This is a genomic window from Frigoribacterium salinisoli, assembly GCF_054781095.1.
The window spans coordinates 221,709-237,493 of sequence record NZ_BAAGVB010000004.1 but is presented as its reverse complement, the minus strand read 5'-3'; the positions used below and the strand labels follow the sequence as shown (position 1 = coordinate 237,493).

The window sequence follows — 15,785 nt, the reverse complement described above, 5'->3', positions numbered from 1 at the left end:
GTGGGGCGACTACTCGCCCGAGGAGGTCTTCACCTCGATGTCGCCGTCGATGATGCCCTGCTCGATGGCGTCGAGCTCGTCCTGCAGGCCGGGGTCGACCTCGCTCTCGTAGTCGTGGAACGGGGCCAGGCCCACGCCCTCGTTCTCGAGCGTGCCGACGTAGGGCTCGTTCGTGAAGGAGCCCTCGGCCGCCTCGGTGACGACGTCGTTCGTGGCCTGCTTGATGCCCTTGAGCACGCTCGTGAGCATGAGGTCCTGGTTGGCCTCGTCGCTGACGTAGAGGTCGCTGTCGACGCCGACCATGACGATGTCCTCGCCGGAGTCGCGGATCGCCTCGGCGGCGCTCTGGTAGATGGGGCCGCCCACGGCCATGATGACGTCGGCGTCCTGGTCGATCAGGGTCTGCGCGCTGGCCTTGGCCTGCGTGCCGGCCTCGAAGCCGCCCGTGAAGGTGCCCGTGGCCTCGTCGACGTCCCAGCCGACGACCTGGACGTCGGCGTCCTTCTGCTCGTTGTAGTACTGGACGCCGTCGTAGTAGCCGTCCATGAAGATCGTCACGGTCGGGATCTGCGCCCCGCCCATGGTGCCCACGACGCCCGTCTTCGAGTAGCTCGCGGCCGCGTAGCCGGCGAGGAACGCGGCCTCGGAGGTGTTGAAGGTGATCGGGCGGACGTTGTCGCCCGTGTTCGACGCGTCGTCGATCGTGGCGAAGTTCACGTCGGGGTGGGCCTCGGCGGCCACGCCCGTCGCGTCGGCGAGCAGGAAGCCCACCGTGACGATGAGCTCGCAGCCCTGGCCGACCAGGTTGTCGAGGTTGGCCTGGTAGACGGTGTCGTCGGCCGACTGGACGGTCTTGGCCTCGGCGCCGAGCTCGTCGGCGGCCTCGTTCAGGCCCTCGAAGCCGAGCTGGTTGAACGACTTGTCGTCGAACCCGCCCTGGTCGGAGACCATGCAGGGGACGAAGTCGCTGCCGCCGGAGCCGCCCGAGGCGTTGTCGCCCTCGGGGGCCGAGGCACAGCCGGTCAGGATCGCGGCGGTGCTCGCGAGGGCGAGGCCGGACAGGACGGCCTTGCGCGCAGTGGTGTTCACAGAGTTCCTCCAAGGTGCTGCCCGACGAGGGGGCGCCGGGCACGTATGGCAGCAGGGTACCCACAGGCCGGGGCCGCGCACGACCGCCCGGAGGTCACGACCCGGCATCGTTGCCGAGCTGCGACCCGCTCGTCACACGCCCGAAACGTGCGCCCCGCGCGGGGCAGGAGGGGCGGACCGGTCCGTCAGGGCGCGCTCGGCGACGTCACGCGCAGCTCGCCGCTCGCGATCCGCTCCTGGAGCTCGTCGACCTCGGCGGCGAGCTCCGTGCCGACGCGGTCCTCGAGGTCGTGGAACGGCGCGATCCCGACCCCGCCGTTCTCGAGCGTGCCGACGTAGGGCTCCGGGTCGAACGAGCCCTCCTGCGAGGCGACGGCGATCTCGCGGACGGCGGCCTCGGTGTCCTTGAGCACGCTGGTCAGCAGGATCGGCCGGTACTGCTCCGGCAGCGTCTCGTACCCGTCGTTGTCCACCCAGACGATGCTCACGCCCCCGGCGTCGAGCGCGGCGGAGGCGGCTCCCTCGCCCACCTGGCCGGCGACGGGCATGATCACGTCGGCTCCCTGGTCGATGAGCGCCTGCGCCTGCTGCCGGCCCTTCGCGACGTCCTCGAAGTCGCCCGTGAACGAGCCGTCCTGCGCCTCCTGGTCCCAGCCGAGCAGCGTCGTGCTCGTGCCGTGCGCCTCGTCGTGGGCCGCGACGCCCTGCTCGAAGCCGTCCATGAAGAGGGTGACGGGCGGCTGGTTGCCGCCGCCGAAGGTGGCGACGACGTGGCTCTCGCTCACGCCCGCGGCGACGTAGCCCGCCAGGTAGGCCGCCTGGGCGGTGTCGAAGAGGATCGGCTTGACGTTCTCGGCCTCGACGGCCTCGTCCACGATGGCGAAGTCGACGTCGGGGTGCGCCGCGGCCTGCTCCTCGGTGGCCGCGGCGAGCTCGTAGCCCACCGTGAGCACGAACCCGCAGCCGCTGTCGACCGCCTGCCGCACGTTGGGCGCGAGGTCGTTCTCGGTCGTCGAGACGAGCACCTCGGCGGCGACGCCGTCGGCCTCGGCCGCCTGCAGCCCCGCCCACGAGGACTGGTTGAAGGAGCGGTCCTCGAGCCCGCCCGAGTTGGTGACCATGCGGGCGCAGGAGGCGACGGTCGCCCCGGGCGCGCCCGCCCCGTCGTCCGTCGGGGCGCTGGCACAGCCCGCGAGCAGGAGGGCCGTGCCGAGGAGGGCCGCCCCGGAGGCGCGGACGGGCGAGGGACGACGGCGTCGGAGGTGGGTCATCCGGTCATCATGGCAGCGCGCGGGCGCCCGGCGCAGGAGCGTGACGCGAGCGTGACCTCCGGCCGCCGGCCCCCGGTCAGAGCACGTCGGTGCTGCCGCTGAGCTTGAGCGAGTCGACGACGCTCTTGACGCGCTGGGCGTCGTGCGTGGTGGTCACGAGCAGGGCGTCGGGGGTGTCGACGACGACGATGTCGCGGACCCCGACGAGCGAGATGAGCCGGCCGCTGTTGGCCACGACGATCCCGCTCGAGGCGTCGGCGAGCACGCGCGCGTCGGCACCGAGGATGGCCAGGTCGCGCGTGCGCCCGCCCGAGTGCAGCTTGGCGATCGAGGCGAAGTCGCCGACGTCGTCCCAGTCGAAGTCGCCGGGCACGACGGCGAGGCGCCCGGCCGCCGCCGCGGGCTCGGCGACCGTGTAGTCGATGGCGATCTTCTCGAGCCGGGGCCAGACCGCGTCGACGACGGCGCCGCGTCGCGAGGTGTCCCAGGCGTCGGCGAGCTCCTCGAGGCCCGCGAGCAGCTCGGGCCGCGACCGGCCGATCTCCTCCAGGAGGCGATCCGCGCGACTGATGAACATGCCGCCGTTCCAGAGGTACGAGCCGTCCGCGAGGTAGCGCTTGGCCTTCGCCAGCACGGGCTTCTCGACGAACTCGCGCGCCGTCATGGCGGTGGGGGCGCCCTCGATGCCCAGCTGCTCCCCCGCGTGGACGTAGCCGAAGCCGATGGCGGGCTCGGTCGGGGTGATGCCGATCGTGGCGATCCACCCGGCGTCCGCCGCCGCCACGGCCTCGCGCACCGAACGGTGGAACCCGCGCACGTCGGCGATGACGTGGTCAGCGGCGAAGGAGCCGACGATCACGTCGGGCTCGCGCCGACGGAGCACCGCGGCGGCGAGGCCGATGGCGGCCGTGCTGTCCTTCGGCTCGCTCTCGAGCACGACGTTGTGGTCGGCCAGGTCGGGCAGCTGCGCCTCGACGGCGGCCCGGTGCGCGCGGCCGGTGACGACCATGATCCGCTGGTCGCCGCTGAGCGGGGCGAGCCGGTCCCAGGTGCCGCGCAGGAGGGTCGACCCGCTGCCGGTGAGGTCGTGCAGGAACTTGGGGGCGTCGGCGCGGCTCAGCGGCCACAGCCGCGACCCGATGCCGCCGGCGGGGATCACGCTGTAGAACCGGCCGAGGGCGTCCTGGGAGGTCGTCATCCCGCCACTGTAGCGACGCGGTGCCGACCGGCAGGGGCACGGTCGGACCGCCCCGTTCACGCGACCGTCACCGCGGCGACGCCGGGCGGGCCTCCGGCCGTTCACCGCCGGGCGTGAGGCTCGGCAGCACCGAGCCGAGGAGAGCACATGCGCGTGGCCGTCGTGACCGAGAGCTTCCTGCCCACCGTCAACGGCGTGACCACGAGCGTGCTGCGCGTGCTCGACCACCTGGCGCTGCGGGGGCACGACGCCGTCGTGGTCGCACCGGCCGGCCGCGGCCCCGACCGGGTCGCCGGCTTCCCGGTGCACCGGGTCCCCGCCGCCCGCTGGCGGGAGTTCCCCGTGGGCCTGCCCGGCCCGCACCTGCAGCCCGTCCTCGCCGGGATCGCCCCCGACGTCGTGCACGTCGCCTCGCCGTTCGTCCTCGGGGCCGGTGCCCTCGCCGCCGCCGGACGCCTCGGCCTGCCCACGGTCGCGGTCTTCCAGACGGACGTCGCCCGCTACGCCGTCCGCAACGGGCTTGGCGTCGGCGAGAAGCTCGTCTGGAAGGTCCTGCGCCGCATCCACGAGGGCGCCGACCTCACGCTCGCGCCGAGCACCGCGACGCAGCGCGACCTCGCCGCGGCGGGCGTGCCCCGCGTGTCCCTGTGGGGCCGCGGGGTCGACGCGGTCCGCTACCACCCGAACCACCGCTTCGACGAGCGCGTCGCCGCGTTCCGGCAGCGCGTCGCACCCGGGGGCGAGGTCGTCGTCGGCTACGTCGGGCGCCTCGCCCCCGAGAAGGAGGTCCACCGCCTCGCGGCGCTGGCGAGCGTCGACGGCATCCGCCTCGTGGTCGTCGGCGGCGGCCCGGCGGAGGCGGCCCTGCGCCGTCGGCTGCGACCGCTCGGCGCGGTGTTCACCGGTCCGCTGCACGGCGACGAGCTCGCCCGGGCCTACGCCTCGCTCGACGTCTTCGTGCACACGGGCACGACCGAGACGTTCGGCCAGACCCTGCAGGAGGCGCACGCGAGCGGCACCCCGGTCGTCGCCCCCGCCGCGGGCGGCCCCCTCGACCTCGTGCGGCACGGCGAGGACGGGTTCCTCTTCGACCCCCGGCACGACCACTCCCTGCGCCGGGCCGTGCGTCGGCTCGTGCGCGAGCCCGAGCTCCGCGCGCGCCTGGGCGAGGCCGGTCGGCGCGCCGTCGTCGGCCGCACCTGGGAGAAGGTCGGGGACGAGCTGCTGGGCCACTACGGCACCGTCCTCGCCCGCCGCGCACCGGTCGCGGCGACCCCGCTCGGGGAGGCCTGGACGGCCGCGCTCGTCGCTCGACGTCGAGACAGTTAGGCACGCCTCAGCGGCGGGGCGCCCCGCCCGTCCGTAGACTGAGGGGGTTCTGAGAACGCATCCGGCGGACACGGCGGTCCCTGGCTCGCACCACGAGCCCACGGCCCGGTGCCGCCCCATCCTCGAGGAGGGTCGCTCATGGCCGAGCAGACGACGAGCACGACCGTGCCGCCCGGGGGTGCGACGACCGTCGGCACGACGCCGTCGCCCCGTGCGACCCCGCCCCGCGGCGCCGACAAGCCGGAGCGCTTCGCCGGCACGCTCTACCGCGGCCGCGAGGGCATGTGGTCCTGGGTGCTGCACCGCATCACGGGCGTCTCGATCTACTTCTTCCTGCTGGTGCACATCCTCGACACGGCCCTCGTGCGCGTGAGCCCCGAGGCCTACAACGCCGTCATCGGCACGTACAAGAACCCCGTCATGGGCATCGGCGAGCTCGGCCTCGTCGCGGCCATCGGGTTCCACGCGCTCAACGGCGTGCGCATCATCCTCATCGACTTCTGGAGCCTCGGCACCAAGTACCAGAAGGTCATGTTCTGGGTCGTCCTCGCCGTCTGGGCCGTGCTCATGATCGGCTTCGCCCCCCGCCACCTCATGAACATCTTCTCGGAGTAGCGCCATGACCACCCAGACCGTCGAGGCCCCCCGCTCGGCCCAGAAGGCCCGCCGCAGCACCAACTGGGAGAAGTGGGGCTGGATCTACATGCGCGCCAGCGGGCTCGTGCTCGTCGTGCTCGTCTTCGGCCACCTCTTCATCAACCTCATCGCGGGCGAGGGCGGCGTCAAGGCCATCGACTTCGGCTTCGTGGCCGGCAAGTGGGCCAGCCCGTTCTGGCAGGTCTACGACACCCTGCTGCTCTGGCTCGCGCTGGTCCACGGCTCGAACGGCATGCGCACGATCGTCAACGACTACGTCGCGGCGCCGACGGTCCGCCGCGTCCTGCTCGGAGCGCTCGTCGTCTCCAGCGCCGTGCTGCTGCTGCTCGGCACGCTCGTCGTCTGGACCTTCGACCCGTGCCCCGCCGGCGCCCCCGCCGACCTGCTGCCGTCGTTCTGCAGCGCCTGACGCTCGCCGACCCGCCGTCCCCGAGCCCCTCCCACCACCGGAAAGCACCGTGACTCCTCCTCCCTCCCCCTCCGCAGGCAGCACCGTCGTCGACGGCGTCCACTACCACCAGCACGACGTGGTCATCGTGGGTGCAGGAGGCGCGGGCATGCGGGCCGCCATCCAGGCCGGCCCCGGCGCGTCCACCGCGGTCATCTCGAAGCTCTACCCGACGCGCTCGCACACGGGCGCGGCCCAGGGCGGCATGGCCGCGGCCCTCGCGAACGTCGAGGACGACAACTGGGAGTGGCACACCTTCGACACCGTCAAGGGCGGCGACTACCTCGTCGACCAGGACGCCGCCGAGATCCTCGCGAAGGAAGCCATCGACGCGGTCATCGACCTCGAGAACATGGGCCTGCCCTTCAACCGCACGCCCGACGGCAAGATCGACCAGCGCCGCTTCGGCGGGCACACCGCCGAGCACGGCAAGAACCCCGTGCGCCGCGCCTGCTACGCCGCCGACCGCACGGGCCACATGATCCTGCAGACGCTGTACCAGAACTGCGTCCGCCTCGGCATCAACTTCTTCAACGAGTTCTACGTGCTCGACCTCGTCATGGGCGAGGTCGACGGCGAGCAGCGCCCGGCGGGCGTCGTGGCCCTCGAGCTGTCCACGGGCGAGCTGCACGTCTTCCAGGCCAAGTCGGTCGTGTTCGCCACCGGTGGTTTCGGCAAGGTCTACAAGACGACCTCGAACGCCCACACGCTGACCGGCGACGGCGTCGGCATCATCTGGCGCAAGGGCCTGCCGCTCGAGGACATGGAGTTCTTCCAGTTCCACCCGACCGGCCTGGCCGGGCTGGGCATCCTGCTCTCCGAGGCCGCGCGCGGCGAGGGCGCGATCCTCCGCAACAGCGAGGGCGAGCGCTTCATGGAGCGCTACGCGCCCACCATCAAGGACCTCGCCCCGCGCGACATCGTCGCCCGCTGCATGCGCACCGAGATCCGCGAGGGTCGGGGCGCGGGCCCCGAGAAGGACTACGTCTACCTCGACATCACGCACCTCTCCCCCGAGGTCATCGACGCCAAGTTGCCCGACATCACCGAGTTCGCGCGCACCTACCTCGGCGTCGAGCCGTACACCGAGCCCGTGCCCGTGCTGCCCACGGCCCACTACGCCATGGGGGGCATCCCCACCAACGTCAAGGCCGAGGTGCTCCGCGACAACGACACGGTCGTCCCCGGCCTGTACGCGGCGGGCGAGTGCGCCTGCGTGAGCGTGCACGGCTCGAACCGCCTCGGCACGAACTCGCTGCTCGACATCAACGTCTTCGGCAAGCGCGCCGGCGACAACGCCGTCGAGTACGCCAGGACGGCCGACTTCGTGCCGCTGCCCGACGACCCGGCCGGCTTCGTCCGCGGCATGGTCGACGAGGTGCGCTCCGCCTCCGGCACCGAGCGCATCGCCGTGCTCCGCAAGGAGCTCCAGGACAGCATGGACGAGAACGCCCAGGTGTTCCGCACGGAGGAGACCCTCGACGAGGTCACGCGCGTCATCGCCGACCTGCGCGAGCGCTACCGCCACATCTCGATCCAGGACAAGGGCAAGCGGTTCAACACCGACCTGCTCGAGGCCATCGAGCTCGGGTTCCTGCTCGACCTCGCCGAGGTCGTCGTCTACTCGGCGCGCTCCCGCCAGGAGAGCCGCGGCGGGCACTTCCGCGAGGACTACCCGACGCGCGACGACGAGAACTGGCTCGTGCACACCATGGCCTACCTCACGGGCGACGCCCACTCCTCCCTCGCCGGGGACCACATCCGGCTCGACACGAAGCCCGTCGTGATCACGAACTACCAGCCGATGGAACGGAAGTACTGAGATGACCGCAGTCCTCGACGAGAAGAAGCCGGCCGCCGCCGAGGCCGTCCAGCGCTTCACCGCCACCCTCATCGTCCGCCGCTTCGACCCGGACCTCGACGACGAGCCGCGCTGGCAGGACTTCGACGTGCAGGTCCTCCCCACGGACCGCGTCCTCGACGCGCTGCACCAGATCAAGTGGGAGCAGGACGGCTCGCTCACCTTCCGGCGCTCCTGCGCGCACGGCATCTGCGGGTCCGACGCCATGCGCATCAACGGCCGCAACCGCCTGGCCTGCAAGACCCTCATCAAGGACCTCGACCTGACGCAGCCCATCTACGTCGAGGCCATCAAGGGCCTGCCGCTCGAGAAGGACCTCGTCGTCGACATGGAGCCCTTCTTCCAGTCGTACCGCGACATCCAGCCGTTCCTGCAGGCCTCGTCGAAGCCCGACAAGGAGCGCCTGCAGTCCGTCGAGGAGCGCGCCCGCTTCGACGACACCACGAAGTGCATCCTCTGCGCCGCGTGCACGTCCAGCTGCCCGGTGTTCTGGACCGACGGCCAGTACTTCGGCCCCGCCGCCATCGTCAACGCGCACCGCTTCATCTTCGACTCGCGCGACGACCAGGCCCAGGTGCGGCTGGACATCCTCAACGACAAGGAGGGCGTCTGGCGCTGCCGCACGACCTTCAACTGCACCGACGCCTGCCCCCGTGGCATCCAGGTCACGCAGGCCATCGCCGAGGTCAAGCAGGCCGTCCTGCGCGGCCGGCCCTAGGGCCTCCTGCCGTCGCGGTCCGCGCGCTCGGACGGCGCACGGCACGTCCTGCGGAGGGCGTCGACCTCGGGGTCGGCGCCCTCCGTCGTTCCCGGTGCGCCGCGTGAGCCGCGTGAGCCGCGTGAGCCGCGTGAGCCGCGTGAGCCGCGTGAGCCGCGTGAGCCGCGTGAGCCGCGTGAGCGTCGGCTAGTCGTCCTCGACGATGCAGGTCGCGTCGAGCGCGAGCGCGAGGCGCAGCGCGACGCCGACGCCGCCCTCGCCGACGTCGTCGAGCGGCGCCACGGCGTCGATCCAGAACACGGGCAGGCGCACGGCGGGAGGGTCGGGCAGGAGGCGCTCGATCTCGCCTTCGACGTCGAGCCGACGGGCGCCGTAGACGGTCAGCACCGAGCTGCCGGAGGCGTCGAAGACCTGGAGGGCGTCGCCCCCGTCGATCTCGCGCACGCCGAACGCGTCGTCGACGCCCCGCGCCGCGACCGCCAGGTCGAGGGCGTCGGGCTCCCCGGGGCTCAGGATCGTGATCTCACGGGGCACCGGGGGCACCGTCCTCGTCGTCGTCGTCGGTCGTGTCGGCGGCGACCGTGCCGTCGTCGGCCTCGGGGCGCTCGGCACCGGGCTCGCCCGGCAGCTCGCTCTCGTGCAGGAGGTCGAACTCGCGCAGGTCGTCCTCCCAGGCCTGCAGCAGCGGCGGCGCGACCAGCGTCGACATGCGCTCGGGACCGACCGCGTCCAGGGTGCGGTGCAGGGCGGTCCAGCCGGAGGTCGCGGAGTCGCCGAGCGGCACCACGAACCCGGGCAGGCGCGGCCGGCCCACGACGACCACGGGACGGTCGGCGTCGAGCCCCGACGCCTCGAGGCCGAGCCGCTTGACGCTCGGGGCGCCGATGAGCAGGGCCAGCGGATTGGGCGGCGGGTAGGTCACGGCCCGCACGGAGCGGTCCGGTTCGCCCTCGCGGGCGACGACGAGCGCGAAGGTGGGCAACGAGGTCCGGGCGAGCTGCGCGAGGGCGTCGGTGAGCCGCTCCGAGGCGGCGTCGAGGTCGGGGGCGCCATCCTCGCCCGCGAGCACCTCGACGGTGAGCGACGTGGTCTCCTCGATGCCGTGCTCGGTGACCCGCGCCGTGATGGTCGCCGACAAGCGGTCGCCCTCCACGACGACGCGCACGGTCTCGGGCGCGGCGTGCCGCGCGTGCTGGGTCAGCACCCAGCGGTCCCAGCGGTGCTGCAGCGGCTCCGACTCGCCCCAGCGCGTGGGGACCGCGTCGCCGATGGAGGCCGCGAGCGCCTCGACGGGGCCGCCCAGGCTGGTGTCGTGGGAGGCCCGGTGCAGGACGGTGAGATCGACCGTGAGCTGCGCCGTCGTGCCCTGGGCGTCGGCGACGACGGGCGCGGCGGTCCCCCGGGGCTGCTGCTCGACGGGCAGCGCCGCGGCGTCCACGTCGGCGTACGGCGCGCCGGTGAGGCCGTCGCGCAGGGCCCCCGTGCCGTCGGTCACGGCCCAGACGCCCCCCGCGGCGACGAGCGCGGCACGGAGCCCGACGGTGAGCCGCGAGCCCTCGTCGGTGACGAGCACGACCCTCCTGCCGCGCGCCGGTCTCGCCAGCACCTCGGCGAAGGGACGGCTCAGCCGGACCACGCGGGCTCGTCCGTCGACCCGGACGACCCGCGGCGTGACCGCGTCGACCAGCGGGTGTCGGATTGGTGTGCCCACCTGTCGAGTCTGCTCCCCGGAGGCCCGGCGTGACCGGGGGTCAGGCCGAGGCGGCCTGCGCCGCCTCGCGCGCACCGGCCGCCGTCGTCGCCGCCACGGCCGCCTCGGCGAGCGCGACGGCCTGCTCGCGGGTGTGCCGCGACAGCTCGAGCCGCACGTCGGCGAGGGCCGCCGGGGTCATCGACAGGGTCGTCGCGCCGAGGCCGACGAGCACCACGGCGAGCAGCGGGTCGGCCGCCGCCTCGCCGCAGATGCCCACGGGCTTGCCCGCGGTCGCGCCCGCGGCACCGAGGGCCCGGACGAGACGGAGCACGGCGGGGTGCCACGGGTCCTGGTAGGACGCGACCGACCCGAGCATGCGGTCCGCCGCCATCGTGTACTGGGTGAGGTCGTTCGTGCCGATGCTCACGAAGTCGGCCGACTCGAGCACCTGGTCGGCGACGAGGGCGAGGGAGGGCACCTCGGCCATGACGCCCACCGTGCGCAGCCCGAGCTCGCGCCCCAGCTCGACGAAATAGGCCGTCTCGGCCGCGTCGCTGACCATGGGCGCCATGACCCAGAGGTCGGCGGTGGTGGCCGCCTGGGCCGCGGCGAGCGCCGTCAGCTGGTCGCGGAGGATCTCCTCCTTCGCCCGCAGGGCGCGCAGGCCGCGGAGCCCCAGGGCCGGGTTCTCCTCGTGGGCGTCGTTGAGGAACGCGAGCGGCTTGTCGGCTCCGGCGTCGAGGGCGCGCACGACGACCTTCTTGCCGGGGAACGCCTCGAGCAGGGCCGTGTAGCTCGCGGTCTGCTGCTCGACGGTGGGCGCCGTCGACGCGCCGAGGAAGAGGAACTCCGTGCGGAACAGGCCGACGCCCTCGGCGCCGAGCGCGACCGCGCCCGCCGCCTCGTCGGGCGAGCCCAGGTTGGCCAGCAGGGGCACGCTCGTGCCGTCGGCGAGGACGCCGTCGGAGAGCGGGGCCGCGGAGGCGGCCGCACGGTCGGCGATGCGCTGACGGACCTCGGCGACCTCGGCCTCGTCGGGGTCGACGGTGACGACGCCCGTGGCGGCGTCGGCGACGACGACCGTGCCGTCAGCGAGGTCGAGGGCCCCGGTGACGCCGACGATCGCGGGGATGGAACGGCTGCGGGCCAGGATCGCGGTGTGCGAGGTGGGGCCGCCGTCGCGCGTGACGAGGGCGAGCACCTTGTCGAGGTCGAGCAGGGCGGTGTCGGCCGGGGCGAGGTCCGGCGCGACGAGCACGAAGGGCTCGTCGCTCTCGGGGACGCCGGGCGCCGGGACGCCGCGGAGGGCGGCGATGACGCGCTGGGCGACGTCGCCCAGGTCGGTGGCGCGCTCGGCCATGTAGCCGCCGAGGCCGAGGAGCATCTCCTGGAACGCCGTGAAGGCCTCGTGCACGGCGCGCTCGCCCGTGCGACCGCCCTGGATGCGCTGCTCGACGTCCTCGACGAGCGACGGGTCCTGGGCCATGAGCGCCTGGGCGTCGAGGACGTCCTTCGCCTCGCCGCCGGCGCGCTCGCCCCGCGCCGTGAGGTCGTCGGCGACGGCGCGGAGCGCGGCGACGACGGCCGCGTGCTCGTCCGCCGCCTCCGCGGTGCGGGGGTCGGTGCCCGGCTCGGGCAGCGCATCGGGCATCTTCAGGACCGGTCCGACGGCCGCTCCACGTCCGACTCCAACGCCCTGTAGTGCCACGTGCCACCTCTTCGCTCACGACCTCGGCGGGTGCGGTCGGCTCGGCCGCCCCGTGGTCGTCCGTCATCGTACGCGAGCGGGCCGGACGGCCCCCGACCGCGCGTCCGCCTACCCTGGGAGCATGGCGACGCTGGCACGGGTGGCGGGGACGAGGCCCGTGCGGACCCTGGGGAGGTACGTGGGCGCCTCCGGTCCCCTGCTCGCGGGCGGGCTGACGTACCAGGCCCTCTTCGCCCTCTTCGCCGCGCTCTGGGTGGGCTTCTCGGTGGCCGGCGTCGTCGTGTCGGGCGACGCCGTGCTGCGTGAGCAGCTCGTCGAGCTGGTGCGGTCGTCGGTGCCCGGCCTGGTCGAGGCCCCGGACGGCACGGGCGTCGTCGACCCGGACCTCCTGCTCGACGCGAGCGTCTTCGGCTGGACGGGCGCCGTCGCCGGCCTCGGCCTCCTCGGCTCGGCCGTCGTGCTGCTCGGGAGCACGCGCACCGCGGTGCGCACCATGTTCCGGGCCCCCGCGCCCGCGACGCCCTTCGTGCACCTCGTGCTCCGCGACCTCGCCCTCGCCCTGGCCTTCGGCGTCGCGGTCCTCGCGTCGGCGATCGTCTCGCTCGTGAGCACGACCGCGACCAGCACCGTGCTGGGCGCGCTGGGCGTCGACGGCGGCTCCCTCGCCGCGCGCGTGCTGCTCCGCCTCGTCGTCGCGGGCGTGCTCTTCGTGCTCGACACGGCCGTCCTGGTGGCCCTCTATCGGGTCCTGGCCGGGCTGCACGTGCCCCGCCGCCGGTTGCTCGCGGGCGCCCTGCTCGGCGCGGCCGCGGTCGAGCTGCTCAAGCTCGCGGGCGGCCTCGTGCTCGGCGCGGCGGGGTCCAACCCCCTCGTCGCCTCGTTCGCGGCCGTCATCGGCCTGCTCGTGGTGCTGCAGCTGCTCTGCCAGGTGCTGCTGCTGGGCGCGGCCTGGATCGCCATCGGCATGGACGACGTGGGCGTCCTCGCCGACCCCGTGCAGGAGGCCGAGCGGCTGCGGCGCGAGGAGGAGGCCCGGCGCGCGGCGGAGGCCGCCGCCCGGACGCCCTGGGCTCGCGCCCGGCGGGTCGTGGCCGGGGCGGCCGAGGGCCTGCGGGCGCGCCTCGGGCGCCGCGCCCCGGACGCCGCGGCGGGCGAGGAGCGGGACGGTGGCCGCCGGTAGGCTCGTCGGCATGGGTACCCGACTGCGTCTCGCCACGGTCAACGTCAACGGCGTCCGCGCCGCCTTCCGCAAGGGCATGGGCGACTGGCTCGCCGAGCGCGACGTCGACGTGCTCACGCTGCAAGAGGTGCGCGCGAGCACCGACGACCTCGAGGGCCTGCTCGGTCCGGGGTGGACCGTCCTGCACGACCCGGCGACGGCCAAGGGCCGCGCGGGCGTGGCCGTCGCGAGCCGCGTCGCCCCGACCGGGCACCGCGTCGAGCTGGGCCCCGACGACTTCGACAGCGCCGGGCGCTGGCTCGAGGCCGACTACGAGGTGGCCGGCCGGCGGGTGACCGTCGTGAGCACCTACGTGCACTCGGGCGAGGTCGACACCCCCAAGCAGGACGAGAAGTGGCGGTTCCTCGACGCCATGGCCGAGCGGCTGCCGCGCCTCGCCGAGCACGCCGAGCTGGCCGTCGTGACCGGCGACCTCAACGTCGGCCACCGCGAGCTCGACATCAAGAACTGGAAGGGCAACGTCAAGCGTGCCGGGTTCCTCCCCCGCGAGCGCGCCTACTTCGACCGCTTCCTCGGAGAGGCCGGCACCGAGGTCGAGGGCGCCGACGGCAGCCGCGGCCAGGGCCTCGGCTGGGTCGACGTCGGGCGTCGGTCCGCGGGCGAGGTGCCCGGCCCCTACACGTGGTGGTCCTGGCGCGGCCAGGCCTTCGACAACGACTCCGGCTGGCGCATCGACTACCAGATGGCCACGCCCGCGCTGGCCGACAGGGCGACGTCCTACGTCGTCGACCGGGCGGCCGCCTACGACCAGCGCTGGTCCGACCACGCCCCCGTCGTCGTCGACTACGACCTCTGATCCGCACCGCCCCCCGAAGGACCCCCATGACCAGCACACCGCCCGCCGACGGCGACCGCCGCCCCCGCCTCTTCTCGGGCATGCAGCCCAGCGCCGACTCGCTCCACGCCGGCAACTACGTCGGTGCGCTCCTGCAGTGGCGCGAGCTGCAGACGACGCACGACGCCCTCTTCTGCGTCGTCGACCTGCACGCCATCACCGTCCCGCAAGACCCTGCGACGCTGCGCGAGCAGACCCGGCGCACCGCCGCCCAGTACATCGCGGCCGGCATCGACCCCGAGCGCTCCACGCTCTTCGTGCAGTCGCACGTCCCGGCCCACGCCCAGCTCGCCTGGGTGCTCAACACCCTGACCGGCTTCGGCGAGGCCAGCCGCATGACGCAGTTCAAGGACAAGGCGGCGAAGCAGGGCACCGAGGCGGCCTCGCTGGGCCTCTTCGCCTACCCGACGCTCATGGCCGCCGACATCCTGCTCTACCAGGCCGAGAGCGTCCCGGTCGGCGACGACCAGAAGCAGCACGTCGAGCTCACGCGCGACCTCGCCGCCCGCTTCAACAGCCGGTACGGGACCACCTTCGTGGTGCCCGAGGCGACCATCCTGCGCGAGACGGCCCGCATCTACGACCTCCAGGACCCGTCCTCGAAGATGAGCAAGTCGGCCGCGAGCGACGCGGGCATCGTCTGGCTGCTCGACGAGCCCTCCCGCACGGCGAAGAAGGTCAAGTCGGCCGTCACCGACGCCGAGCGCGAGATCCGCTTCGACCGCGGCGCGAAGCCGGGCGTCTCCAACCTGCTCACGATCCTCTCCGCCTTCGGCGGCACGCCCGTCGCCCAGCTCGAGGAGTCCTACGCCGGCCAGGGCTACGGCGACCTCAAGCGCGACGTCGCCGAGGCCGTCGTCGAGACCTTCGCCCCGGTGCGCGAGCGCACCCTGGAGCTGCTCGACGACCCCGCCGAGCTGGACCGGCTGCTCGCCGCGAACGCCGACCGGGCGGCGGAGATCGCCGAGCGGACCATCGCGACCGTGTACGACCGCATCGGGTTCGTCCGCAAGGCCTGACCGTGCTCCCCTTCGTGCTCGACGCCCCGCGCGTGCGCCTCGAGGTGCCCGGGCCGGCCGACGTCGAGGCGATCGTGACGGCCTGCTCCGACCGCGAGGTGCAGCGCTTCACGACCGTCCCGGTCCCCTACGACCGCACGGAGGCCCGACGGTTCCTCGAGCAGGTCGTCGCCCCGGGATGGGCGACGGGCCGCGAGCTGACCTGGGGCATCCGCGGCCCGGGGTCGAGCGAGCTGCTCGGCGTCATCAGCTGGCGCCCGCGGCACTCCGACGTGGGCTTCTGGCTGACGCCGGCCGCACGGGGCCGCGGGCTCGTCACCGCGGCGCTGCACCGGGTCTGCGACCACGCCTTCGCCGAGGGCGCCGAGGCCGTCACCTGGGAGGGCTACGTCGGCAACGACGCCTCCGCCGCCGTCGCCCGGCGCTGCGGCTTCACCTACCAGGGCGTCGGCCCCGGCCTGCACCCCGGGCGCGAGCGGAGCGGGCCGCACCCGCTCTGCTGGCGCGCGCGCCTCCTGCCGGGCGACGACCGCTCGCCCCGCGCCGGGTGGCCGGCCGTCGGCGACGACTCCCCCGGCTCCCGCACGACGGCCCCCGACGCCGTCGACCCCGACTCCGACTCCGACTCCCGACCGTCCCGACCGGAGGAACCGTGACCCGCACCGATCCGCCCTCGTCCCCGGGCTCGCCGACCACCCCCGGACGCGCCGCCGTCGAGG

Annotated in this window: 15 protein-coding genes; 9 read left to right on the top strand and 6 right to left on the bottom strand. The window is 73.9% G+C overall.

Annotated elements, in window-relative coordinates:
* Positions 1 to 9: 9 nt before the first annotated feature.
* The 3 genes from ACYVHQ_RS11070 to ACYVHQ_RS11060 form a co-directional block, all read right to left on the bottom strand.
* On the bottom strand, positions 10 to 1,089 hold the full coding sequence (locus tag ACYVHQ_RS11070; RefSeq protein ID WP_460512964.1) for a BMP family lipoprotein: 1,080 nt from the start codon (positions 1,087 to 1,089) through the stop codon (positions 10 to 12).
* A gap of 185 nt (positions 1,090 to 1,274) precedes the next feature.
* Positions 1,275 to 2,360, bottom strand: coding sequence for a BMP family lipoprotein (locus tag ACYVHQ_RS11065; RefSeq protein WP_460512962.1), 1,086 nt, complete (start codon positions 2,358 to 2,360; stop codon positions 1,275 to 1,277).
* Positions 2,361 to 2,436: 76 nt separating this feature from the next.
* Positions 2,437 to 3,558 (bottom strand): mannose-1-phosphate guanylyltransferase, encoded by a 1,122-nt coding sequence (locus ACYVHQ_RS11060; protein ID WP_460512960.1) that lies wholly within the window; start codon positions 3,556 to 3,558, stop codon positions 2,437 to 2,439.
* 147 nt (positions 3,559 to 3,705) lie between these two features.
* Between ACYVHQ_RS11060 and ACYVHQ_RS11055 the strand changes: the two genes are divergently transcribed.
* The 5 genes from ACYVHQ_RS11055 (at position 3,706) to ACYVHQ_RS11035 (ending at position 8,571) form a co-directional block, all read left to right on the top strand.
* Positions 3,706 to 4,887 (top strand): glycosyltransferase family 4 protein, encoded by a 1,182-nt coding sequence (locus ACYVHQ_RS11055; RefSeq protein ID WP_460512958.1) that lies wholly within the window; start codon positions 3,706 to 3,708, stop codon positions 4,885 to 4,887.
* 138 nt (positions 4,888 to 5,025) lie between these two features.
* Entirely contained in the window at positions 5,026 to 5,502 is a 477-nt protein-coding gene (gene sdhC / locus ACYVHQ_RS11050; protein WP_460512956.1) for a succinate dehydrogenase, cytochrome b556 subunit, read from the top strand.
* A 4-nt stretch (positions 5,503 to 5,506) separates the two neighbouring features.
* Positions 5,507 to 5,953: a succinate dehydrogenase hydrophobic membrane anchor subunit gene (locus ACYVHQ_RS11045; protein WP_460512954.1), complete on the top strand. Its 447-nt coding sequence runs from the start codon at positions 5,507 to 5,509 to the stop codon at positions 5,951 to 5,953.
* Positions 5,954 to 6,002: 49 nt separating this feature from the next.
* On the top strand, positions 6,003 to 7,814 hold the full coding sequence (gene sdhA, locus ACYVHQ_RS11040) for a succinate dehydrogenase flavoprotein subunit (protein ID WP_460512952.1): 1,812 nt from the start codon (positions 6,003 to 6,005) through the stop codon (positions 7,812 to 7,814).
* Between the two features lies 1 nt (position 7,815).
* Complete coding sequence (locus ACYVHQ_RS11035) at positions 7,816 to 8,571, top strand: succinate dehydrogenase iron-sulfur subunit (RefSeq protein ID WP_460512950.1); 756 nt, start codon at positions 7,816 to 7,818, stop codon at positions 8,569 to 8,571.
* Positions 8,572 to 8,757: 186 nt separating this feature from the next.
* Here the strand turns inward: ACYVHQ_RS11035 and ACYVHQ_RS11030 are convergent, their stop codons facing one another.
* From ACYVHQ_RS11030 to ptsP, 3 genes are read right to left on the bottom strand one after another with little or no spacing between them, the layout of a single operon-like run.
* Positions 8,758 to 9,105 carry a hypothetical protein gene (locus tag ACYVHQ_RS11030; protein ID WP_460512948.1) on the bottom strand — a complete coding sequence of 116 codons (348 nt, stop codon included), beginning with the start codon at positions 9,103 to 9,105 and terminating at the stop codon, positions 8,758 to 8,760.
* Positions 9,095 to 10,282, bottom strand: a complete 1,188-nt coding sequence (locus ACYVHQ_RS11025) for a DUF6177 family protein (RefSeq protein WP_460512946.1) — start codon at positions 10,280 to 10,282, stop codon at positions 9,095 to 9,097. Before ACYVHQ_RS11025 ends, ACYVHQ_RS11030 begins: the two co-directional genes overlap by 11 nt.
* A 40-nt stretch (positions 10,283 to 10,322) precedes the next feature.
* A complete protein-coding gene (ptsP, locus tag ACYVHQ_RS11020) occupies positions 10,323 to 11,972 on the bottom strand; it encodes a phosphoenolpyruvate--protein phosphotransferase (RefSeq protein ID WP_460512944.1) in 1,650 nt (549 codons plus the stop codon).
* Positions 11,973 to 12,093: 121 nt separating this feature from the next.
* Here ptsP and ACYVHQ_RS11015 point away from each other — a divergent pair, with 121 nt between their 5' ends.
* Genes ACYVHQ_RS11015 through ACYVHQ_RS11000 form a run of 4 tightly spaced genes read left to right on the top strand, consistent with a single transcriptional unit; the run spans position 12,094 to position 15,722 of the window.
* Positions 12,094 to 13,152, top strand: a complete 1,059-nt coding sequence (locus ACYVHQ_RS11015) for a YihY/virulence factor BrkB family protein (protein ID WP_460512942.1) — start codon at positions 12,094 to 12,096, stop codon at positions 13,150 to 13,152.
* A gap of 10 nt (positions 13,153 to 13,162) precedes the next feature.
* A complete protein-coding gene (locus ACYVHQ_RS11010; protein WP_460512940.1) occupies positions 13,163 to 14,008 on the top strand; it encodes an exodeoxyribonuclease III in 846 nt (281 codons plus the stop codon).
* 26 nt (positions 14,009 to 14,034) lie between these two features.
* A complete protein-coding gene (gene trpS, locus ACYVHQ_RS11005) occupies positions 14,035 to 15,066 on the top strand; it encodes a tryptophan--tRNA ligase (RefSeq protein ID WP_460512938.1) in 1,032 nt (343 codons plus the stop codon).
* A 2-nt stretch (positions 15,067 to 15,068) separates the two neighbouring features.
* Complete coding sequence (locus ACYVHQ_RS11000; RefSeq protein ID WP_460512936.1) at positions 15,069 to 15,722, top strand: GNAT family N-acetyltransferase; 654 nt, start codon at positions 15,069 to 15,071, stop codon at positions 15,720 to 15,722.
* The last annotated feature ends 63 nt before the right edge of the window (positions 15,723 to 15,785 follow it).